The sequence below is a fragment of the Rossellomorea arthrocnemi genome (assembly GCF_904424705.1).
Classification (GTDB): domain Bacteria; phylum Bacillota; class Bacilli; order Bacillales; family Bacillaceae_B; genus Rossellomorea; species Rossellomorea arthrocnemi.
In genome coordinates, this window is sequence record NZ_CAJGBF010000002.1 from 378,258 (window position 1) to 400,680 (window position 22,423).

Sequence of the window (22,423 nt, forward strand, 5' to 3'; positions counted from 1 at the left end):
TGAGTCTCCTCAGGCTTCGCCTTCCGGGCTCTCAAGATCCAGCTCTGGCGGCAAGCCCCTCGAGGTCATAAGCTAAATGGTCCAAGAAGGCAAAAGAACGCCTTCTTAGCCCATTCATCTTATGCTTGTCGGGTCTGAACGAGTCGCATCCGCTTTTCGTACTTTCCAGTGTTTCCCGCAGGAGTCGAGCACCTTCCGCTTCAATCAACTCTCTGAGTATGAGTTGTTTACTACAAGACTAAATAAACACCCCTACTCTAAAAGATTGGACCAATTAGATTACCCCGAGGAATGATTGAAAAACCTCATTCCCTAAAAAGCGCCCTTGTTTTGTAAGTGCCACCAGTTCTTCGTTTACTGAGAGCAGTTTGCGCTTTTCCATTTCTTCGATGGATGGGCCAAATACGGATTCTATGGTTGAACCGAATTTTTGTTGGAATATGGATTTACTTACGCCCTCTACCTTGCGAAGTCCCAGGAACATTTCTTCTTCCATCATTTCGGCTTTGGTGACTTGATGCTCCTGGATTGTCGGAAGGGAGCCTTCTGAAATTGGATCCATGTATTTCTTGAGCGGTCCGTAGTTGGAATAACGTACTCCGTTTATATAACCGTGTGCGCCTGCTCCTAAACCATAATATTCATTATTGTCCCAGTACACGAGATTGTGTTTGCTTTCAAATCCCGGTTTGGCAAAGTTACTGATTTCATATTGATTGATCCCATACTTTTCCATCGTTCCGATTAGAATCTCGTACATGGCTGCTTCCTGGTCCTGCGATGGAAGTGACAACTTACCCTTTCTCATCAGGTTATAAAAAACCGTTTTCGGCTCTACGATAAGTGAATATGCCGAGTAATGAGGAAGGTCAAGATCAAGTGCTTTCGTTAATGTATCCCGGAAATCTTCTTCTGTCTGTCGGGGTAGACTATAAATCAGATCAATGCTAATATTCGTAAATCCTACTTTTTGTGCGTTTTCTATTGATGTATAAACGTCTTTGCTTTTGTGCGTACGGCCGATTCCCTTCAGAAGATCATCATTGAAAGACTGTACACCGAAACTTAACCGATTCACACCGTGGTCTTTCAACACGCGAAGTTTATCTTCGGTTAAATCACCAGGATTCGCTTCAAAGGTGAATTCACCCTGTTCAAAAGGCAAATGAGTCGTGATGGATTCACATAAAACATCCAACTGTTTTGCATCCAGGGATGTAGGTGTTCCCCCTCCTACAAAAATGGTATCGAGCTTATCATGGGAGAAAACTCTTTGCTCCATTTCATTTCCTAATCTGTTTAAGTATTCATTTACGGGCTGACCTTCCAAAAAGACTTTATTGAAGTCACAATAATGACAAATATGTTCACAGAAAGGAATGTGTATATATGCTGACTTTACCAAGTATTTCCCTCCCTTATTGGCATTCATAGAGAAAAGGGGGTAAGCAATGCTTGTAAAACAAGCCACTTTCCCCCTTTATCATCTTGACTGTTATTTTTTATCCGTATCGTCCATTTTCAGGACGGCCATGAAGGCTTCTTGCGGAACTTCAACATTCCCTACGGATTTCATGCGTTTTTTACCTTCTTTTTGTTTATCAAGAAGTTTACGTTTACGAGAAATATCCCCACCGTAACATTTTGCCAGTACGTTCTTACGGATGGCTTTAATAGTGGATCTTGCGACGATCTTCTGTCCGATTGCAGCCTGGACCGGTACTTCGAATTGCTGTCTCGGAATTAATTCCTTCAATTTCTCAACAATTAATTTCCCGCGTTCATAAGCGAAATCGCGGTGAACGATAAAGCTGAGGGCATCAACATTTTCAGCATTCAATAGAATATCCATTTTCACAAGCTTGGATTCCTTGTATCCGATAAGCTCATAATCAAAGGAAGCGTATCCTTTTGTATTTGACTTCAGTTGATCGAAGAAATCATACACGATTTCAGCAAGAGGTATTTCATACACAATATTCACACGCGTATCATCCATATACTGCATGTCGATGAAATTCCCGCGCTTTCCTTGACAAAGCTCCATGACGGCACCTACGTAATCGTTCGGAACCATGATTGTGGCTTTTACGTAAGGCTCCTCCACATGATCCACCTTTTGCGGATCAGGCATCATGGAGGGGTTGTCCACTTTCACTTCATCTCCGTCCGTCAATTTCACATGGTAGATAACGCTTGGTGCAGTTGTGATCAGGTCAATTTTGAATTCCCGTTCGATTCGCTCCTGGATAATCTCCATATGAAGAAGCCCAAGGAATCCACAACGGAATCCGAATCCTAGCGCCTGTGAAGTTTCAGGCTCATATTGCAGGGCTGAATCATTCAATTCAAGTCTCTCCAGTGCTTCCCTTAAATCGTTATAACGATTGGAATCAATCGGGTATAAACCACAATAGACCATCGGATTTAAGCGGCGGTATCCTGGTAAAGCTTCTTGAGCAGGATTTTTGGCCTGGGTGATAGTATCCCCGACACGGGTATCCCCGACATTCTTGATTGCTGCCGTTAAGTATCCAACATCCCCGACCGTCAATTCTTTTTGACCTGTCGGTTTCGGGGTGAAAACACCTATCTCTGTCACTTCAAACTCTTTACCCGTTGCCATCATACGAACCTTATCTCCAACTTTGACACTACCTTCCATCACACGGATGTAGGCTACGACTCCTCTATAGGAATCATACAGAGAATCAAAGATCAAGGCTTTTAATGGTGCATCGGGATCTCCTTGTGGTGCAGGAACCTTCTCAACCACCTGCTCGAGGATTTCTTCAATCCCGATGCCGGCTTTGGCTGATGCAAGTACTGCTTCAGATGCATCCAGACCGATGACATCTTCCACTTCCTGACGAACCCTTTCAGGATCAGCTGCAGGTAAATCGATTTTATTGATGACCGGAAGGATTTCCAAGTTATTATCCAAGGCAAGATATACATTTGCCAAAGTTTGAGCTTCAATCCCCTGAGCAGCATCCACTACAAGGACAGCCCCTTCACAAGCAGCTAAACTACGGGATACTTCGTATGTAAAGTCTACATGCCCCGGTGTATCAATCAGATGAAAAATGTATTCTTCCCCATCCTTCGCCTGATACTTTAATTGCACAGAATTTAATTTAATGGTAATTCCACGTTCTCTCTCAAGGTCCATGGAATCTAGTAATTGCTCTTTCATTTCACGCGCCGTCAGTGCTTTTGTTTTCTCTAAAATACGGTCGGCCAGGGTAGATTTCCCATGATCTATATGAGCAATAATTGAAAAGTTTCTAATTCTTGATTGTCTTTCTAATTTCTCTTCACGATTCATTATATCTTCAACTCCTGTAATATCCACACATGTACACTATTTTGAATTATAGCAGTAGACTATCTATTATTCAATGTAAACTAAAAGGGCTATATGGGAATTGTCTGTTTTCCTTGTTTTCCACGCAACCGCCGCCAGGCAAAACATGAACAAGAGAAGGCTCCATAATTCGCCTTCTCTACTTCTAAATAAGGGAAGCAATTACATCCACTATTTTATTGGTGATACTTTCAATGGTATTCGCTATAACCTTTCCGATAGAAGAAAACACATTAAAGGCTTTCATTTCTTCTAACTTCTCTTTCTTTTCACTCAGGGTTCTGGAGTCTACCTCGTTCCCGAGGAAGGATGCTTCAACATTCCCTTCCCCATTCTGATTGACCCCGACAGGAGATGTGAAATTCTGTTGTTCATGCCCCTTCATTTCCACGATTCCCTGATTGGCATATTGCATTCCGATTAGGACACCGATAAATAATGCAGCTATGAGTAATGAACATTTAATAAAGAATTTTGTCATGATTTCATCCATCCTTTTATTACTGACTTATTGCAGGAGTAATGGGTGCATGATCCACCTTTTCTGCCTGCCAGTAGTAATCAGCGAATACGTCAGAGAAAGCCTCCGCTGTTCTCTCAAGTTCCTCAAACGTGTTGTCCACACCGCCAAACTCAATGAGCATGGCGTTTCCGGAAAGATCTTGGTTGAATTTTCCGTTTGTGCCGCTTCCTTTTTTCGCTATGACACCACGTGAAATCCCTTTATATTTTGACTCCAGTCGCCTATGAAGCTCTGTTGCCACTTTCAGGTTTTGTTCATAATTCGGATGCTCTTCCCCCACAACAAACGCAAGCTTTGCGTAGGACTTCCCATTAATCGTACCCGTGGTCACATCTCTTCTTTGTGAATCCCGATGAATATCAACAAGATACAGTAAATCTTTATTAGTGGTCATGGCTGCCTGTATAAGGGGCCTTGACTCCTGATAAGCAGCCCAATAATTGAGCCCCTTATTGTTTAAGTTCTGTATCACATCGGTCTTATCGATGCTTGTCCCGATCCCCAGGTCCTCTAAATCCTGCTTCACCATGTCCCCTACCTTGGTCACATTGATCTTTGAATGCATGGCTGAATCGGGATTGGTCACTCCCTCAAGATAAGGAAGATAGGATTCCCTTGTATGAGTGAAGTATAGAAGGACCGTCTTTTTATTACCTGTGGATAATGGTGGTGCCACGTCACCGCCCTTTTGCTCTGTTTTTTTTAGATCTCCCACATTTTTGAGCGTTGCTTCATTCCCTGCCTCCAGAGCTTCCGGAGGCGGGACCGATTCAATCGGCATATTCGTGAAGTCTGTTCCCTCTCCTGCCACCAGGATATCTCCATCGAAAATCGAGAACCCGGGCAATTCACGACCCAGGAAGCTCCGTGGATCTTCGAAGCTTACATTTGCAGCCACCTGGAAAAAGATTGAAGACAAACTGGGGATAGCCTGCTCTTCATCCGCCAATATATGGTTAAATGCCCGGTTTTCCAGTGCTAAGATCTTATATAATGCTTCCCCCTTCACATTGGAAGCCGCTTGATTCAAAGAATTCGACGTAATTCTATACTCTGGGTTCAAAGAAGTGAGGATCCCTGTGATCGAAAAAACCGAGAGCAAACTCACAACGAAGATCAGCGTCCCTTTCAGTATCGTTGACATATTTATCGCGATGACATAGTTAGAGGTTTTATATGATCTCATTCTCCCACCCTTTCTTTTCTCTACTCTAGTACAACCTATGACATTACTAGAGATAGTAGAACTGTACTTAGTAGTCATTATGAGATGAATGATGGAAAGTTAAACGGGGAAGTCTATTATTTTTCATGATTGGCGTTTTGGAGAACGTTCTGTCAAAAATAGTGGTGCTGGGCAATTTATTATGGGAAGGGGTTAAATGGTAAGACTGTTTTTTCAGCCTCCATTTATATGGTTGGGGATATTGAGCAAGGGTATCAGCGGAAATTTCATTTTATCAGCGAAAACTAGATTTTATTAGCGACTTTCCAGATTTATAAGCGAAACGCCTTACCCTGCTACCAGAACAACCTCATCACACTTCATGAAAACAAAAACGCCTCAAGGATGTTACCTCCCTCAAGGCGTTTTGGTATTTCCCGATCATCTTGTCTGATACCCTGTATTTTCCTGGTCAACCGCATCATGCAGCGCCGCGTTGAGTCCGCTTGCAATGAGGTTGGCCATGTCCTCCATAAATACATCCACTTCTTTAGGAGTAACCATCAGGTTATGACCGATGGGCGAGAGCACCTCATGAATCAATTTTCGTTTTTCGTGATCCGGCAGTGTTCCGACAATTCCCATGAAGGTTTGGCGGTGCTGTTCTTCTGGAAGATCTTCCTCCGTTAATGTTCTTCTTTCACCGAAGCTTAATCCTGCCGGTGCCAGTGACCTTGATGGACGGTCTCCTTCTCTCATTTCTTTACCGAAATGTTTTAAAAGGAAATCCACCGTATCGCTGACGATTGTCACAGCATCCAGTACGGTCGGAACACCGATAGCGATGACCGGAACTCCTAACGTTTCCTGATCCAATCCTTTTCGTTTATTCCCAACCCCGGATCCCGGATGGATGCCGGTGTCTGATATCTGGATCGTCGCATTGACACGTTCAATCGAACGGGATGCCAAGGCGTCGATGGCGATGATAAAGTCAGGCTTGGATTTCTCCACCACACCGAAAATAATATCGCTCGTTTCGATACCTGTCAGTCCCATTACACCTGGAACGAGGGCACTTACCGGTCGATATCCCTCTTCCACCGATTCAGGTTGAAGTTCAAAAAGATGCCTCGTGACAATAATATCCTCACATACACGTGGGCCCAGTGAATCCGGCGTCACATTCCAGTTTCCAAGCCCAACAATTAAGCAACTTGCATTTTTACTGATTTTGTTACTAATCAGAAATTGATTAAATTCATTGGCAAATACTTTTTCCACCCTTTGCTGAAGCTCTGTATTTTCCTCGCGGATACCGTGAGCCTCAATGGTTAGATAGTTTCCCGGTTTCTTTCCTATTTTTTCTTCCCCTTCAGGTGTAACTGTGACCAGTGAAACTTTGACGCCATCCTCTTCTCTTTCTTTTATCATGACACCTTGAATGGACGACGTATCTTCCCCTTTATCACTGACCACCATTTCTCTTGCTTCAACAGCAAGATCGGTACGAATGGAATATTTACTAAGATCGATTTCTTCTTTTTTCATTTCGACTCTACCTCCAGGCTTGGGATATTATCCAGTATTTTTTTATGTTTACCTTTTTGGCGAGTGTTCATTCACTTGTTTAATTTCACTCCATAGTATTGCAATATCACTGTTCGTTTGATAAAATATCATTTGTTCTTATTGTTTAGGAATTTAAATCGAGTCACATAGAATCTCGATCCTTTTATAGGAGGTGACAGGAATGCCAAATATCAAATCAGCTATCAAACGCGTAAAAACTAGCAACGAGCGTAACGCTCAAAACGCTGCAGTAAAATCTACAATGCGTACTGCTATTAAGAAAGCAGAAGCAGCAGCAACTAACAGCGCTGATAACGCGAAAGATCTAGTAACTGAAGCGGTACGTCAATTAGACAAAGCAGCTCAAAAAGGTCTTATCCACAAAAACGCTGCAGATCGACAAAAGTCTCGCCTAATGAAAAAAGCGAACTAATTGAAAGAAACCACCCGGTCAATTAACCGGGTGGTTTTTTTTACGTAAAACTTTGATCATGAAGTTTAAACAGAAACATTTCAATCATCAGTTCTTTTTTGATCCTGCCTGTTTTGATTTCATAATCTCCCTCTGAGAGGGTATCGATGATAAGGGCCAGCTGCTTATCATTGAAATGCTTCGCCTGTCCCGCTGCAAGTTTCACCCTGAACGGGTGCACCTTCAAGGTGGAAGCGATTTTCTGCTGACCATACCCTCTTCGTGACAGCTCCTTGACGCCGTAAATCAGGCGGAATTGCCCCGCCAGGATCGCCAGGATTTTTAACGGTTCTTCGTTTTGTTTGAGTAGGTCATAGTAGATCCTTAATGCTTCATCGATTCTTCTGTGTACGACCTTGTCCACTAATGTGAAAATATTCTGTTCCAGCGATCTTGCCGTTAAACGTTCAACTACTTCAATATCAATCCGATTGGTGTCACTTGCATATAGTGAGAGCTTATCCAATTCCTGAGTAAGCATCATCAGGTTTGTTCCTGCAAGCGTGAGCAATAATTCAACGGCATCTTCATCGATCTGAACATTATTCCCGGATGCCCGTTCTCTCACCCAGGATTTCAGTTCATGCTCATTCAATTTTTTGGCTTCCACTACTTCCGCGAGCTTCTTTAAGGACTTGGTGACTTTTTTACGCTCGTCCAATTTCTCGTAATTCGCGGTGATCACAAGTATCGTGTATGGTGCAGGGGTTTGTATGTATTGTTCGAAACGCTTGATATTATGCTCAACCTTTTCTTTTGTTTTTTCAGCAGTCAAGAAAACGGGATTTTGCAGAATAACTACTCTTTTCTCTCCCATAAACGGAAACGTTTCTGCATCTTCAATCGCAACCTCTATCGGTGTTTCTTCCAGGTCATAGCTGGAAAAATTAAAATCCATTTCTTCTTCTGAAATGGCACTTGAGACAATCTTTTGTTTCGTTTCATTAATAATAAATGACTCATTTCCGTAAACTAAATATATAGCGGCAAATTGAGATTTCTCTATTTTTTTCCATGTATCGATAACCAAGTCAGCACTCTCCATTAAGTCTTTTCTCTACTCTATGGTAAAAAAGCTTTTTGGTTTTGGCAAGGGGTAAAGGGGACATCCCTCATATAGGACACCCCCTATATCTATATTAACGTTAACGGAGAAGACCTAGGAACCTTTTCCGTCAACGGTATTTCCTTTGTAGTAATAGTGTCACCCCATGCTGTTAAAGTTATGGGTGACAACTCTTGTCAGTAAAGGAAAAAGTAAATGGAAGTATAGATTTTTCAGTTGCATTGTTCTATACTAGAATAGAAATAGGAGGGGTAGTTGTGAACCAATTTGAAAAGAATGTACAATCAAAAAGAAATGATGCGGTAGATTCTGGCGTTGGCTTCGGTGTTTCTTTTGGGTTCTTTGCCGTAATGTTCATTATTGCAACAGTTATCAAGATGATTGGCTCTTAATGAAAAATAGGAGGCAGGCCTTAAAGATTTCGGTTACTTCAATTTCCATAAATGGTACTTTTGGTATCATAAAGATGTGTTGAAGGCACCTGACTCTTTATCGATAGGTCTGCCTTTTTTCATTTGCGCTTAATTTGTTTTGTTCTACATCCTATGGCAGGTGGGCTGAAAACGTTCCTTTTTTATCCCAAAAACGATAGGTGATAGCCCCATTCATTGCAGTATTATATATCGTCAGTCCCCTTGTTTTCAATCTCTCTACCACTTCAGGGTGAGGATGACCGAATCGATTGGATTCTCCCGCAGAGATCACTGCGACTGAAGGATTCGTTTCATTGAGGAACTCTTCCGTTGTACTTGTATTACTGCCATGATGCCCGACTTTCAATACGTCTACCGGCAAATCGAATGTTTGAATGAATTGTCTTTCCCCGTCTTCCTCCATGTCTCCTGTAAATAACCATTTCTTTGCTCCGATTTCACCATACAACACAATGGAATCATTATTTCCTTCATATACATCATCAAGGGGGGAAACGATATGCAACCCAGCCTTACCTCCACGCCAATGGGTTTGAAACATTGCTTCTTTAACAGGAATTCTTTTTTTCTTAGCCGTTTTAATAATTTCCTCCACTTCGATTTTCTCGCTGCTTCCGGGACTGATCAATATCTCCCTCACCTCCACCTCTTCTAAAACAGCTTGTGCTCCACCGATATGATCGAGATCTCCATGAGTTAAGATCAATGTATCAATGGAAGTAATTCCTTTGCTTTTTAAAAAAGGCACGACAATGTCTTCGCCTACAGAAAAGCGGTCATTTTTCTCCTCCCATTTTTCTATTGGGAATTGCACCTCCCCTCCTGCATCAATTAAATATGTGCCACGGTTATATGGTAAATCGATCAAGGTCGCATCTCCCTGCCCAACATCGATGAAGACAATTTCTCCATAAGCATGGAAATTGTTCAAGAAAAGGTGAAGGACTGCAAAGAAGAAAAGCAGCCCACCCGACAGGTATTTCCTCTTTTCTATTCCAACAAATACAAAATAGATAAGAATAAGATAACCCAGTAGAAAAAGAAAGGCCGGTCTCCCCATTACCAAGGCGCTGAAAGGAAAAGAAGAAATGGTGTTGGATAACCATTGAATACTTTCCAACAGAATTTGATAAATGGCCATGGACCATCCTGACGATACTATAAATGTTAAGAGATAGACGGCGATAGCCATCGGAAGGATTAAAATAGAAAAAAGGGGTACATAGAGGAGATTAGTCAGAAAACCGATTAACGAGAATTCATAGAAATGGTAGATCACGACAGGAAAAGATGATAATTGGGCGACCATCGTTACGGTGAACATTTGTTTGAAAGTAGAGGATGCCTGTAAAATAGAAGCTGAAGAAATAACGAGGGAAAAACTGACTATAAATGAGAGCTGGAAACCAACATTGAATACCAAGAAAGGTTCGTATATAACAATGAAAAGAAAAACAATTGACAGGCTTTCCAACACACTTAGTTTCCCCCTTGCTTTCTTACTCAGGATTAGGACGATCAGCATGGAGGATGCCCGGACTACAGAAGGTGAGCCGCCGGTTAGTACAATATAACAAAGCAGAAAGACAATCCCTATCCATGATGAAGCTTCCCTGGTTATACCCATCTTTAATAAAAAATAGTGAAGAAACGCAAACAATAGACCCACATGAAGGCCCGAGATGGCCAGTAAATGAACGACACCGAGCTCCCTGAAGGACTTCATGGTGTCCTTATTCATTTCCCCTGTCTCTCCGAATAGTAATGCCTGTGTGATACCGACAGTTGAAGGCGGGAAATTCTGTTCAATTCTTTTTAATCCTTTAAACCTGAGCTGTGTCAGGAAATGTTTCCAGGTGCTGAAATCTTCACATCCCTCGAATGCCTGTACTTCTAGGAACCAATAAATCCCCTGACGATACAGATAGTCTTTATAGTCGAATAAATTCGGATTTTTATTAGGTTTTGGCTCAGTGAGCTCCCCCTTAACTTTGCATACATAACCAGGTTTCATTTCTTTAAATTTTTTCTTTTCCTCCTCTGAAGAAAAGGAATATTTGATCAGTACTGTTTCATCCTCTATTCTTGCCAAGGAGATTAATGAGCTGCCGTCTATGGAGGGAATGTCATCTATAGACACTTTAAAGAAAGCAGGTTCGTGTTGTGGAGAAAGAACGGATTTCTGATGGTTTTGTTGTAAATGAGTGTTGAAGTAAGATATAACCACAAAAAGGATCGAAAGAATGAGGATCGAATAGGGCATTTTTCTGAGGTAAAGAGAAAGCAGGAGAAGAACAAGGAGGAAAGCACCCCAGTGTATCTGAAGTGCCAGCAATGTCCCTGATAGAACCGACAACGCCAAGTAAAGACAAATCCCTCTACCCATTAAACAGCTTTATGTATGCTTGTTCATAATAGTCAAGCTTTTCTTCAGATACCCCGAGTTGCCTAAGGTCTTTGATTAATTGTATCATCAACTCTGCTTTTTCCTTATGCTTAACATCGATGCTGCTTTCTTCAAAAGGTACTTTTTCCACATGGACGTCTGCCTTTTCAAATAGTTCAATGGCGTAAGGATGATTTTTGTAATCCTTTGCATAATAAACCGTTTTGATTCCCGCCTGGATCAGCGCCTTACAGCATTGAAGGCAAGGAAAGTGAGTCACGTATATGTCAGCATTCTCTGTTCCTACACCGAATTTCGAACATTGCAGAAGGGCATTCATTTCAGCATGAATGGTCCTCACACAGTGATTGTCAATGACATAGCACCCTTCATCTATACAATGATCTCCACCGGCTATGGAGCCATTATAGCCGCCTGCAATAATTCGCTTATCCCTGACGATGGTTGCTCCAACTGCCAGTCTCGTACACGTACTGCGGAGGGCAAGCAGTTGACTTTGAGCCATGAAATATTGATGCCAAGCTATTCTTTCCATCTCCATTCTCCCTTCTGTTTTATACGAATATGTTTGATGCTTGTTTAAGTGTATAAAGATTTGCCACGTTTCGTCAATTCATTGGACATAAATATGTTCTTTTAATTTCTCAAATGTCTTTTCTCCAATTCCTGTAATGTTGGTAATCTCTTCAATAGCTGTAAACGGTCCATTTTCTTCACGATATTGAACAAAGGTCGCCGCTTTGGATGGCCCGATTCCGGGAAGTGTTTCAAATTCCTGCTGAGAGGCTGTATTAATATTGAGTTTGTCCTTTTTTTGATCTGTCCCGGAGGCAGAAGAAGGCACAATCTCCGGCGTTACTTCCATTTCACCTATTTTCGGGACATAGATCATCATCTCGTCCGTTACCTTGACTGCCAGATTCATCAGTTTTTCATCTGCATTTTTAGTGAAGCCGCCTGCTCTGTCAATCACGAATTTCAATCTTTCCCCTGTACTTACTTCATAAAGTCCGGGATTTACTACTTCTCCTTTCAGGTCCACGTAAACTTTTTCTGGACTCTTCACTGTTTGAGGTTTCTCTTTCTTTTCCACATGTGTTGCAGTCAAGGAAGGTTCTTCTATTGGAGGGTGGGAAGCATTTTTCAATATATACGCTATCAGGAAAACAGCAAAAATCACAAGAAGCACAAGGAGGGTTCTGTACTTTTCTATTATGGAATGCACGTGAAATCACCTCTTATGGAATATTCATTGCAAGGAGTTCATAAGTTTTAGGAGAGAGTGTGATAGAAGGAGGGCTGAACATGAAAGTAGGAATCATCGGGACGGGAAACATGGGGAAAATCATAATTGAAGCTCTCATTGAATCAAAGGCAATTGCTCCTTCGCATCTTCATATTACGAATCGTTCATTAAAAAAAGCCGAGGATTTAAAAGAGAAATTCAACAAAGTGAATGTAGATCATTCAAATGAAGAAGTGATTTCTTCGTCTGATTTAATCTTCATCTGTGTTAAACCGCATGATGTGTATGATGTGATTCAGGAGAATAAGAATAGCTTCTCGAAGGAAAAATGTGTTGTTTCCATCACAAGTCCGGTAAGTGTTGGCCAGTTGGAGTCATTATTATCCTGCTCTTGTGCACGATTCATTCCAAGCATCACAAATCGTGCATTGAGCGGTGTGTCTCTTTTAACGTATGGAAGTCATTGTTCAGATAAATGGAGGCGGGATTTAACAAAGCTTGCCCGGCATATCTCTACACCCGTCGTGATTGATGAAAATGTCACACGGGTTGCTTCTGATATTGTCAGCTGCGGACCTGCATTTTTCAGTTATGTTACTCAAAGGTTCATTAACGCTGCAGTGGAGGTAACGGAAATTGATCGTGAAACGGCGACCGTGCTTGCGTCTGAGATGCTGGTTGGTCTTGGAGACTTGTTAAAGAAGAATATCTATACGTTACCGACGCTTCAAGAGAAAGTTTGCGTAAAAGGAGGGGTGACCGGGATAGGCATATCTGTGATGGAAAGGGAATTGGGAGAAGTTTTCGAGAAATTATTCGAAGCCACACAAGAAAAATTCGTGGACGATATTGAGGGAACTAAATCACAATTTGGGGTCTAAAAAAGACTCCTTTTTATATTTCGACATAAAGTGGTTTTTTCCTTCTTTTTTCTAAGTTTTTTCAAATCTTTTTTCTCTGATACTGTTGTTTCAAGAACTGCATCTGCCAAACCTAAAGATACATCAACTACAACATACTTATCAAAGATAGCAACAAAACTTATGAAAAGAGCCATTAAAAATAATAAAAATCCGAACGATTTCGAATTTCTTAAAAAAATTTGAATGATCGTTCGGATTTTTCTTTGACTAAAACAACTTTGTCTCAGCCTTTTTTATTTCTTTTTACACGTAAAGAAGATTCTCTCACTCTGATCTGTGGGAGATTCTTCTGTAAAGTCGGCAGTGATTTTCAACACATCAAACCCAATGTTGGATAACCACTCCTTTAACATAAGGGAGGGGTAGGTACGCTGCTTGTGCAACTCTTCCACTCTCTCGTACTGTCCTGTTTTCTCGTCCTGCACAAAGAAAGTCAGTTCATGTTCTACACTATTTGGAACTTCCCCGGGAAAGCAATCCCAGATATAGGAAACGTGCTCATCTGTACAAGTAAAGGTCTGGTTCATGAATATTTGGGTCATCTTGAATATGGAATGGACATCAAAAAGAAATAACCCGTCCTGCTTCAAGTGGGCATGGACACACTTAAATGTATTTTCCACGTCAATCTCGTCTTCCAGGTAATTCAATGAATCACAAAAAATCGTAATCATATCGTATTCACCAAGTGATTCAAGCTTTGACATATCCTGTTGGAACAGATGAATTTGAATCTTTTGCGCCGAGGCCTTTTCCTGTGCGATGGTGAGCATGTCCTGAGATAAGTCGACACCAGTCACATCGTACCCATCCCCAGCTAACCTGAGGGATAATTCCCCTGTTCCACAGGCGATATCAAGAATTCTTTTCCCTTGGATTGAATAGTATTCTGCCTGATTATTGACATACTCCAGCCAGCCGTCGTATGGTACGTCCTGCATTAAATAATCGTATACGTAAGCAAAACGCTCATAGCTCATTTAAAGGTTCTCACCTTGTCCGACCTCGACGAATGATGCGTCTCCCCATAAACGTTCAAGATTATAGTAACCTCGCTCATCTTTATGGAATACGTGAGCGACTACATCGCCTAAGTCAACCAGGATCCAGCGTGCCTGATCGAATCCTTCAAGTCGTTTGACTGTGTACCCCTTTTCTTCTGCTGCGTCTTTCAATTCACGAGCGATCGCTTGTACCTGTTTGTCTGAGTTTCCGTGGCAGATCAGGAAATAATCCGCAATCAATGAAACACCTTTCATATCCAATACAACAATATCCTCAGCACGTTTATCATCAGCAGCTTTAAATGCTAATTCTACTAAATTTTGTTCCATTCCTTCATCTCCTCTGATTTAATGTTAATTCATTGTAAAAGCGAAATGTATCCGGGTAGATCGCTTGATTTTTTTTCATCAAAAACGTGATTGTATTCTGCAGAGCTCTAATGAGTGCCAGGTCCAATGATTCCTTGGCAAGCTCCCTTACTTCTTCCACCCCTGGGAACCTGCGATTCGGCTCAATATAATCAGCTAAATAAATCACCTTGTCGAGTATGGTCATCCCCTCTTTCCCGGAAGTATGGAAGCGGATGGCATTCAAGATGTCCTCGTCTTCTATCCCGATCTCACGTTCCACCAGTACAGCTCCTACAGGCGCATGCCATAACTCGCTATTATAAAGCAACAGATCCTTCGAGAGATTCTCACTTTCAATGATCCCCTGCATTTCCTGTTTATCCCGAAACTTTGCATAGTCATGAAAGATCGCGGCTGTTTCGGCCTTTTTCTCATCGGCTCCATACCGCTTTGCAAGCTCAATGCTTGTTTCCATGACACCACATGTATGAATGTAGCGATGTTCAGTCAAATGCTTTTCAACCATCTTGAGTGCTTTTTCCCTATTCATATAACTTCTCCTCCTTGATAAATCGATACACGTCATCCGGAACCAAATAGCGAACCGATTGTCCCTTATTTACTGTGTCGCGAATGTAAGAAGAAGAAAGATCGATAGCCGGCACTTGGATCAATTCTACGTTAAAGGATGTCTCATGGGTATAATCCGGACGATTGACCCCGATGAACTTCACCATATTCTGAAGCTCATCGATTTTATACCATTTGGGGAGATACTCGATCATATCCCCGCCAATGATAAACGAAAATTCGGTGTTCTCTTCTCTTTCCATCAAAAGCTTGATGGTATCATATGTGTAGGAGGCACCCTGTCGTTCCAGCTCGATCCGTTCAATGGAAAAACGGGGATGACCTTTGATTGCTGCCTGTAGCATGTGAAGCCGCTGATCCACCGATACACGTTCATCCGCCTGTTTGTGAGGCGGCACATGGTTAGGAAGAAAACGAATTTCATCTAATTGTGCTTTTTCCAACACTTGCTCTGCAATGACCAAGTGACCCATATGGGGAGGATTGAATGTCCCTCCCAGAAGTCCAACCTTTTTTTTCATCATCGCATCGATCCTTATCTTGGCAGAGTTAATTGCTTGTTTTCTTTCGATTCTTTGTAGAGGACAATGGTATTTCCGATGATCTGGACAATGTCTGCCCCTACACCTTCCGATAGCTCTTCGGCAACCTCCGTCTTATCCATATCACAATTTTGAAGGATGCTGATTTTCATCAATTCCCTTGTTTCAATTGCTTCTCCAATCGTTTTGATCATATTATCGTTGACTCCGCCTTTTCCTACTTGAAAAACCGGATTTAAGTGATGTGCTTCTGAACGTAAAAATCTTTTTTGTTTACCTGTTAACATGTTAACCTCCTAGTTGTTGTAAAACGGTATCCCTCATAATGGAATAGGACGGAAAGATTCCTGTCCATTTCTTAAACGAGAGTGCTCCCTGATAAACGAACATATCGAGTCCGTTTTGAGTCAGGGCACCTTTTTGTTTCGCCTGCTTCAGTAATGATGTTTCTAATGGATTATAAATAATATCCGAGACTATGCTTCCCTGCTTTAATCTATTGACCTTTATAGGACTGTCTTCAATATACGGAAACATGCCGATAGACGTCGTCTGGATAATGACATCATAGTGGTGCAAGATGTTTTCAGCAGCTTCAAGGGTAAGAAACGAAGAGTCTAACGGAAACGGACATGTTTCCATCATCTTCTCTGCTCTACCAGGCGTCCGGTTGGTTACATCTATTTTCTTCACTCCCAATGAGGCAAGTGTATAATAAATGGCCTTTGCTGCACCACCGGCACCAATCATTAGCATCGATTTATTTTCAAGACGATCACCGGCTATGTTCTTCAAGCCTTCGACAAACCCAAGTCCGTCAGTATTATAACCGATGAGCTTTCCTTTTTCACTCACAATCGTATTGACAGCACCAATGGCTTCAGCCAATGGATCAATCCCATCGAGGAGAGGCATGACATGTTCCTTATGTGGAACGGTCACATTTACACCCTGAATTCCCAGGGCTTTGATTCCACGAATAGCCTCGGGAAGCTGCTCTTTCTTCACATGAAACCGGACATATTCAGCGTTTATTCCGTTATCTTTAAACGCGCTATTATGCATCAGGGGAGACATTGAGTGAGCAATCGGGTCCCCTATCACACCATAAAGAGCCACAGTATCCCTCCTAGATCAAAGATTTTCTTAAGAAGACGCTGACACCTTTCGGAACATGAGCGGCAATGGTTGCTCCAGCGTCATTGACGGTGATCCATCCCAATCCCGAGAAAACGATATCCGTTTTGGCTTCTTTGATCCTGAACTCATGCCTCACGAGTGGAGGAAACGTATCCATGTCATCTTTTCTAGGTGGCTGCAACAGTTCTCCCGCATGATTTTTATAGAGTTCATCAGCCTTTTCGATCTTCGTGCGATGAATGGACAACTCATTTGAGAAATAGCATGTAAACGGCTGACGCTCGCCAGCCATGAAATCAAAGCGGGCCAAACCGCCGAAGAACAATGTTTGTTCCGGGTTCAGCTGGAACGTCCTTGGCTTGATTTCTTTTTTAGGTGTAATGATTTTCAAATCCTGCTTATCTACAAAATGGGCCATCTGATGGTGATTAATGATCCCAGGTGTATCAATCAGTGATTCTTCATCATCCAATGGAATTTGAATCATATCGAGAGTCGTTCCAGGGAAGTGGGAAGTCGTAATGACATCCTGTTCTCCTGAGACATGTTTGATGATGCGATTAATGAACGTGGATTTTCCTACGTTCGTACACCCTACCACATAGACATCTTTACCATTACGATATTCTTCGATTGCTTCGATTGCTTCGGCAATTCCCTGACCCTTCGCAGCACTTACCAATTGAACATCAATTGGTTTTAATCCCAGTTGGCTCGCTTCATGCTTCATCCAATGAATCAGCTTGGAGTGCTTAACCGATTTTGGTAGCAGATCTACCTTATTTCCAATCAAAAGGATCGGGTTAGATCCAACGAAACGATGCAGTCCCGGTAGCCAGCTTCCATTAAAGTCAAAGATATCAACGACTTTGACAATCAGCCCTTCAGAGTCACCGAGTTCATTTAATATTTTCAAGAAGTCATCATCTGTCAACGGGACATCCTGGACTTCATTATAATGCTTTAATCTGAAACAGCGTTGACAAATGATTTCTTCCTTTTGAAGAGCAGAAGGTGGCGCATATCCCATACCTTCTTTATTTTCCGTCTGGATTTCAACGCCACAACCTATACATACAACTTGACTCACTTTTTATCCTCCCACTCAAGCATGCCTTTACGCTTGAAAAACTTCATGATTTTACGTTCTACTTGACGATTGAACTTAGTAAAGAAACCATCTGATTGAGCCACAGGAACGACCAGTATGGTGTGGAAACCACCGCGATTTCCGCCTAATACGTCCGTTAACAGCTGATCGCCAATGACAACCGCCTCTTCCTTTTTCACTCCCATTTGCTCAATCGCTTTCTTGAAAGCCCGCCCCATGGGTTTTCTTGCCTGGAATATAAATGGAACACCCAAAGGCTCGGCAAATGCCCCGACCCGATTTTTATTATTATTGGATACAATTGTCACAAGGATCCCCTGCTCCTGCATCTCTTTAAACCACTGAATTAACTTAGGAGTGGCGTTTGGTCTGTCCCATTCCACCAGCGTATTATCCAAGTCGGTAATGATTGCCTTAATCCCTTTTTCCTTAAGATGCCCTGGGCTGATACTAAAAATATCCTGGACCTGTTCATTGGGTAAAAACTGCTTGATCACATGCTACACCTCAAATTTCTTTATCGATATCAATAACTGCTTTCGATTCTACTTTAGTATAACGTTCCCTTGGAATGAAGGAACGATTTCTATATTATACCTTTAACCTATAACAGATTAATGATAACCAATTTTACATACAGATTCAAAATAAATCATATATATTCCTGACTTTCCAAATATATTCCCTTGAAAAATAAATATTTTTCGACAAAATTCTAATTTCTTTCATAGTTGTGGATAACCTTATTCACATTATACAGAACTCAAACATCGCTTATTTACCAGTTATATACAAGTTAGTCACAACTTATCCACTGTAAACTGTGGATAAAGGAACGCTTGTTCTAAAAAAATAAATTTGGTAAAGTTTAATTACTACTAAAAAACGTACTTACATTAAATTTGGAGATACAAAAGATAATGATTATTGGAGGTGGCATTAATGAGGAAATTATCGGACGAACTGTTGATTGATTCTTATTTCAAAGCGTTGGAGTTGAAACTCAATACAGAATTCATTCGCCTCATCGAAATGGAAATTCACCGTCGATCTCTTACAAATAAAATAAAAGCTACTTCGTAGAATATTAACATGAAATGGGACGGTTTTGTTTAAAATCCGTCCTCTTTTTTATTAGAGGCAATCTTCAATGCTTCTTTCCACCGTTCGTCACATTTCAGACTGCTTTATTGACTGTATGTTCATCCTCAACCGCCTGACTCTGAGCATTCAATCCATGAATTCAAAAAAACGGGTAACTTTAACAGTTTAATAAGTATATAATAAAATATTATTATATACTATATTTATAAGTATCTTTTTTCACTGTGTCAGGCAACAATCCTTGTAAACCTGATTGAACAAGGATTCGTTAAGTTATATTTTAGCCACGCATCATGTTCAACAGTGAGCAAACTTAATGATAAGGAGTTGAGTGATGTTTGTTTCTCTCCGGCTTCGTCGATCAAACGTTCAAAAAGCTTAAAACTCAAACAGCCAACCTGATCACCATTTCGAATTTATCATTAGGTGGTTTTGCTATTATTTCCATTCTTCATAATCAATTACATTTAAGTCTGATCCTCATTTTCGTTGCTGCATTAACTGACCGGTTCGATGGAATGGTGGCAAGAAAATTAAACATTGAGTCAGAATTAGGAAAGCAGCTCGATTCCATGAGTGACATCATTTCCTTCGGCATTGCCCCGGCATTGCTTCTGTATACGGCAGCTCTCAGCCAGTTTGATTTTCCAGGCATGTTTTTCACCATTTTCTATTTAGCCTGTGGTGCTTATCGATTGGCCCGTTTCAACATTTCGGAAAATGACGGCTATTTTACCGGATTGCCCATTACCGCAGCCGGCTGTTTTCTTACCTTGTTCTATTTGGCTATTCCGTTTGTATCAGATGTGCTGATTTTATGTATGACCATCACACTATCTGTATTAATGGTCAGCCCTTTTACATTGAAGAAGATGTAAAGCCTATAACAGAGCCCTGTTCAATTTTTGAACAGGGCTCTGTTTGATAGTATGTTGTATTTGACAGACTAACAGTAATTACAGTACCACCATCCACCAAATAGGAAAAGCAAGATTAGTAATACAACGACTAATGCAAAGTAGAATCCGCCTCCCCCATAGCAGCCTGGATAGACCGGCCCGTAACAAGGATATCCATAAGGCATGACCATACCTCCTCACTTTTATTATCATTATATGTACATAGGGAAAGAGCGTATAGGCAGATTTCATCTATATTTTTGATTTCACAAAGAAAAAATGTTCCATTTCCCGATTACTTTCACCGGACATGCAAGGACACACCATCCTTATCATATGAATGAATATAGGCTAAAGTCCTCGGGAGGTGTCAATATGCCTGGAGTTCTAACAGCACTTGGGTATTTTTTTAAAGAGTTAATTTTCCTCGTTTCTTACGTTAAGAATAATGCCTTTCCTCAGCCACTATCCGCTGCAGATGAACGAAAATATTTAAGGCTGATGGCGGAAGGTGATGAGCACGCACGGAACATGCTCATCGAACATAATCTCAGGCTGGTTGCGCACATCGTCAAGAAATTCGAAAACACGGGAGAAGATCCAGAAGATTTGATTTCCATCGGAACCATTGGATTGATCAAAGCGATTGAAAGTTATTCAGAAGGAAAAGGAACAAAGCTTGCTACCTATGCGGCCCGTTGTATCGAGAATGAAATACTAATGCACCTGCGCGCCCTTAAGAAAACAAAGAAAGATGTCTCCCTCCACGATCCCATCGGTCAGGATAAAGAAGGAAATGAAATCAGCTTAATCGATATTCTAAAATCTGAAAGCGATGATGTCATTGATACAATCCAATTGAGCATGGAGCTTGAAAAGGTCAGAAAATATATTTGTGTACTGGACGAGAGGGAAAAGGAAGTCATCGTAGGGCGGTTCGGTCTGGACTTAAAAGAAGAGAAAACACAAAGAGAAATTGCTAAGGAACTGGGAATCTCGAGGAGCTATGTATCACGAATCGAAAAAAGGGCTCTCATGAAGATGTTTCATGAATTTTATCGTGAAGAAAAAGAAAAACGAAATAAATCCTAAAAAAGAAAAGCGGTCCAGTGGCCGCTTTTCTTTTCATTTTCTCTACTCTACACTGACTTCAGCAGAAATGATCAAACCAATCACAGATGTCAGGACAAGACCCATGATCATTGAAAACATCGTCATCCATCTCCCTTATTAAACTACACTTCTTACTATTAATGTATCACGAAAAAATGATATTTCCCCTCCCATTCGTGAACAACTTATTACTGAAAATTGACAGATGTGTGACTTGTAACTAAACTCAGAAACGAAAGGAGGATACCCTCACCTAAAGGTATCCTCCTCCATTGTTTATTTCCTGACCGGCTTCTTTTTATGGAAGAAAGCCGTCCAAAATACAATATTTAAAAACATCTTTCCACCACCTTCTGCTTCGTTAGGCAGTATCCTTCTCCACCCATAGCGCATTCAGCATTTTCTCCTGTATATAAATCATCTTTCATTCTCCTCTCCATTAGTTGATCCTAAAGCTTAAAACAATTGCGACATGTATTGCTGCTTTGTTTTCGTTTCTTCATAGCTTTTTGTAACTGTTTCGTTGTGAGAAGCTTCTTCAAACGTTTCTTGTTTCTTATTGAAGGTTACGGTTATAAATAAAAGATTCAGTGTCATACGTATCACCCCTTTCTAAGTGCCTGCATGCCTGCAGGGCAAAGTAAAAAGCCACAAAGAGACCGATCCTTGTGGCACAAAAAAGCCACAGGGAACTACATTCTCCCTGTGGCTATCATTTAATGGATTACAAATTAAGCGCAGAACATCCCACAAGTGGTCGAATGATGAAAACAATATGAAATTGTGTTGTTACTTCCAATAAGCAAGAACATTTTCTTCGACCTCCCCGTTTTGTGTTTTTTTCTTACATTGGTTAGTATATCCAATTCTTACAACAAAGTAAACTCTTTTCTTCAATATATTTTCTACAAATTTCCACATTTTCAATACTAAAAAAGCAGGTCCCCATGAGAACCCGCTTTTCTTCTGATCCAGCTGCGCCGGCTTGGCCCTCGAGGTCATAAGCTAATTCGATCAAAAAGGCAAAATACGGCTTTCCGATCGATTCATCTTATGCTTGTCGGGCCAGTGTGAGCCGCCTCCGCTTTTCTTTTGTCCAGCTACGCCGGCTTGGCCCTCGAGGTCATAACTGAAAAATCCCATAAGGCCAAGTACGCCTTTTGGGATTTTCCTGTTATGCTTGTCGGGCCAGTGCGAGCCGCCTCCGCTTTTCTTTTGTCCAGCTGCGGCGGCTTGGCCCTCGAGGTCATAACTGAAAAATCCCATAAGGCCAAGTACGCCTTTTGGGATTTTCCTGTTATGCTTGTCGGGCCAGTGCGAGCCGCCTCCACTTTTCTTTTGTCCAGCTATGGCGGCTTGGCCCTCGAGGTCATAACTGAAAAATCCCATAAGG

General features: G+C 41.4%; 26 protein-coding genes. 6 read left to right on the plus strand and 20 right to left on the minus strand.

The features are described 5' to 3' along the window. Positions 1-274 precede the first annotated feature (274 nt). From hemW to gpr, 5 genes are all read right to left on the minus strand, one after another. The gene (hemW, locus tag BAA9072_RS04880; protein WP_201713709.1) at positions 275-1,432 is read right to left on the minus strand and encodes a radical SAM family heme chaperone HemW; all 1,158 of its coding nucleotides are present in this window, start codon (positions 1,430-1,432) and stop codon (positions 275-277) included. Between the two features lie 63 nt (positions 1,433-1,495). Next, on the minus strand, positions 1,496-3,328 hold the full coding sequence (gene lepA / locus BAA9072_RS04885) for a translation elongation factor 4 (protein ID WP_408015203.1): 1,833 nt from the start codon (positions 3,326-3,328) through the stop codon (positions 1,496-1,498). A 184-nt stretch (positions 3,329-3,512) separates the two neighbouring features. Then, complete coding sequence (locus BAA9072_RS04890) at positions 3,513-3,848, minus strand: DUF3679 domain-containing protein (RefSeq protein WP_201713549.1); 336 nt, start codon at positions 3,846-3,848, stop codon at positions 3,513-3,515. Between the two features lie 19 nt (positions 3,849-3,867). Then, a complete protein-coding gene (gene spoIIP, locus BAA9072_RS04895; RefSeq protein WP_201713550.1) occupies positions 3,868-5,076 on the minus strand; it encodes a stage II sporulation protein P in 1,209 nt (402 codons plus the stop codon). A gap of 420 nt (positions 5,077-5,496) precedes the next feature. After that, positions 5,497-6,606, minus strand: coding sequence for a GPR endopeptidase (gene gpr / locus BAA9072_RS04900; protein WP_201713551.1), 1,110 nt, complete (start codon positions 6,604-6,606; stop codon positions 5,497-5,499). Between the two features lie 202 nt (positions 6,607-6,808). On the opposite strand from gpr, the gene rpsT reads away from it, so the two are divergent. Further along, on the plus strand, positions 6,809-7,060 hold the full coding sequence (gene rpsT, locus BAA9072_RS04905; RefSeq protein WP_034757447.1) for a 30S ribosomal protein S20: 252 nt from the start codon (positions 6,809-6,811) through the stop codon (positions 7,058-7,060). 40 nt (positions 7,061-7,100) lie between these two features. Here rpsT and holA read toward each other — a convergent pair whose 3' ends face one another. Next, a complete protein-coding gene (holA, locus tag BAA9072_RS04910; protein WP_201713552.1) occupies positions 7,101-8,129 on the minus strand; it encodes a DNA polymerase III subunit delta in 1,029 nt (342 codons plus the stop codon). A gap of 293 nt (positions 8,130-8,422) precedes the next feature. On the opposite strand from holA, the gene BAA9072_RS04915 reads away from it, so the two are divergent. Beyond that, a complete protein-coding gene (locus BAA9072_RS04915) occupies positions 8,423-8,557 on the plus strand; it encodes a YqzM family protein (protein ID WP_082386400.1) in 135 nt (44 codons plus the stop codon). 151 nt (positions 8,558-8,708) lie between these two features. Here BAA9072_RS04915 and BAA9072_RS04920 read toward each other — a convergent pair whose 3' ends face one another. The 3 genes from BAA9072_RS04920 to BAA9072_RS04930 all read right to left on the minus strand — a co-directional run bounded on the left by BAA9072_RS04920 (position 8,709) and on the right by BAA9072_RS04930 (position 12,231). Continuing rightward, entirely contained in the window at positions 8,709-10,961 is a 2,253-nt protein-coding gene (locus BAA9072_RS04920) for a DNA internalization-related competence protein ComEC/Rec2 (protein ID WP_201713553.1), read from the minus strand. A gap of 16 nt (positions 10,962-10,977) precedes the next feature. Next, on the minus strand, positions 10,978-11,541 hold the full coding sequence (locus BAA9072_RS04925) for a ComE operon protein 2 (protein ID WP_201713554.1): 564 nt from the start codon (positions 11,539-11,541) through the stop codon (positions 10,978-10,980). 78 nt (positions 11,542-11,619) lie between these two features. Further along, complete coding sequence (locus tag BAA9072_RS04930) at positions 11,620-12,231, minus strand: helix-hairpin-helix domain-containing protein (protein WP_201713555.1); 612 nt, start codon at positions 12,229-12,231, stop codon at positions 11,620-11,622. An 80-nt stretch (positions 12,232-12,311) separates the two neighbouring features. On the opposite strand from BAA9072_RS04930, the gene comER reads away from it, so the two are divergent. Beyond that, positions 12,312-13,133, plus strand: coding sequence for a late competence protein ComER (comER, locus tag BAA9072_RS04935; protein ID WP_201713556.1), 822 nt, complete (start codon positions 12,312-12,314; stop codon positions 13,131-13,133). A 275-nt stretch (positions 13,134-13,408) separates the two neighbouring features. On the opposite strand, the gene BAA9072_RS04940 is transcribed toward comER, so the two are convergent. The 8 genes from BAA9072_RS04940 to BAA9072_RS04975 are packed head-to-tail and all read right to left on the minus strand — an operon-like array spanning position 13,409 to position 18,411. Next, the gene (locus BAA9072_RS04940) at positions 13,409-14,155 is read right to left on the minus strand and encodes a class I SAM-dependent DNA methyltransferase (RefSeq protein ID WP_201713557.1); all 747 of its coding nucleotides are present in this window, start codon (positions 14,153-14,155) and stop codon (positions 13,409-13,411) included. After that, on the minus strand, positions 14,156-14,509 hold the full coding sequence (gene rsfS, locus BAA9072_RS04945) for a ribosome silencing factor (RefSeq protein ID WP_201713558.1): 354 nt from the start codon (positions 14,507-14,509) through the stop codon (positions 14,156-14,158). Positions 14,510-14,513: 4 nt separating this feature from the next. Further along, a complete protein-coding gene (gene yqeK / locus BAA9072_RS04950) occupies positions 14,514-15,080 on the minus strand; it encodes a bis(5'-nucleosyl)-tetraphosphatase (symmetrical) YqeK (protein ID WP_201713559.1) in 567 nt (188 codons plus the stop codon). Next, on the minus strand, positions 15,073-15,642 hold the full coding sequence (locus BAA9072_RS04955) for a nicotinate-nucleotide adenylyltransferase (protein WP_201713711.1): 570 nt from the start codon (positions 15,640-15,642) through the stop codon (positions 15,073-15,075). The genes yqeK and BAA9072_RS04955 overlap by 8 nt, the downstream gene beginning before the upstream one ends. Before the next feature lie 14 nt (positions 15,643-15,656). Continuing rightward, positions 15,657-15,950, minus strand: a complete 294-nt coding sequence (yhbY, locus tag BAA9072_RS04960) for a ribosome assembly RNA-binding protein YhbY (protein WP_201713560.1) — start codon at positions 15,948-15,950, stop codon at positions 15,657-15,659. A 1-nt stretch (position 15,951) separates the two neighbouring features. Continuing rightward, complete coding sequence (aroE, locus tag BAA9072_RS04965) at positions 15,952-16,782, minus strand: shikimate dehydrogenase (RefSeq protein WP_269139899.1); 831 nt, start codon at positions 16,780-16,782, stop codon at positions 15,952-15,954. 10 nt (positions 16,783-16,792) lie between these two features. Beyond that, entirely contained in the window at positions 16,793-17,893 is a 1,101-nt protein-coding gene (gene yqeH / locus BAA9072_RS04970; protein WP_201713561.1) for a ribosome biogenesis GTPase YqeH, read from the minus strand. After that, a complete protein-coding gene (locus BAA9072_RS04975; protein ID WP_201713562.1) occupies positions 17,890-18,411 on the minus strand; it encodes a YqeG family HAD IIIA-type phosphatase in 522 nt (173 codons plus the stop codon). Before BAA9072_RS04975 ends, yqeH begins: the two co-directional genes overlap by 4 nt. Before the next feature lie 445 nt (positions 18,412-18,856). Here BAA9072_RS04975 and sda point away from each other — a divergent pair, with 445 nt between their 5' ends. Both sda and pssA read left to right on the plus strand, forming a co-directional pair. Continuing rightward, on the plus strand, positions 18,857-18,997 hold the full coding sequence (gene sda / locus BAA9072_RS04980; protein ID WP_044339579.1) for a sporulation histidine kinase inhibitor Sda: 141 nt from the start codon (positions 18,857-18,859) through the stop codon (positions 18,995-18,997). Between the two features lie 359 nt (positions 18,998-19,356). Further along, on the plus strand, positions 19,357-19,896 hold the full coding sequence (pssA, locus tag BAA9072_RS04985; protein WP_201713563.1) for a CDP-diacylglycerol--serine O-phosphatidyltransferase: 540 nt from the start codon (positions 19,357-19,359) through the stop codon (positions 19,894-19,896). Positions 19,897-19,964: 68 nt separating this feature from the next. On the opposite strand, the gene BAA9072_RS04990 is transcribed toward pssA, so the two are convergent. Next, a complete protein-coding gene (locus BAA9072_RS04990; RefSeq protein ID WP_201713564.1) occupies positions 19,965-20,102 on the minus strand; it encodes a hypothetical protein in 138 nt (45 codons plus the stop codon). A 190-nt stretch (positions 20,103-20,292) separates the two neighbouring features. On the opposite strand from BAA9072_RS04990, the gene sigK reads away from it, so the two are divergent. Then, entirely contained in the window at positions 20,293-21,009 is a 717-nt protein-coding gene (gene sigK, locus BAA9072_RS04995; RefSeq protein ID WP_201713565.1) for an RNA polymerase sporulation sigma factor SigK, read from the plus strand. Between the two features lie 477 nt (positions 21,010-21,486). Here sigK and BAA9072_RS05000 read toward each other — a convergent pair whose 3' ends face one another. Together BAA9072_RS05000 and BAA9072_RS05005 are read right to left on the minus strand one after the other, a co-directional pair. Continuing rightward, the gene (locus BAA9072_RS05000; RefSeq protein WP_201713566.1) at positions 21,487-21,627 is read right to left on the minus strand and encodes a YrzI family small protein; all 141 of its coding nucleotides are present in this window, start codon (positions 21,625-21,627) and stop codon (positions 21,487-21,489) included. 417 nt (positions 21,628-22,044) lie between these two features. Continuing rightward, positions 22,045-22,419: a hypothetical protein gene (locus BAA9072_RS05005; RefSeq protein ID WP_201713567.1), complete on the minus strand. Its 375-nt coding sequence runs from the start codon at positions 22,417-22,419 to the stop codon at positions 22,045-22,047. Positions 22,420-22,423: the final 4 nt, after the last annotated feature.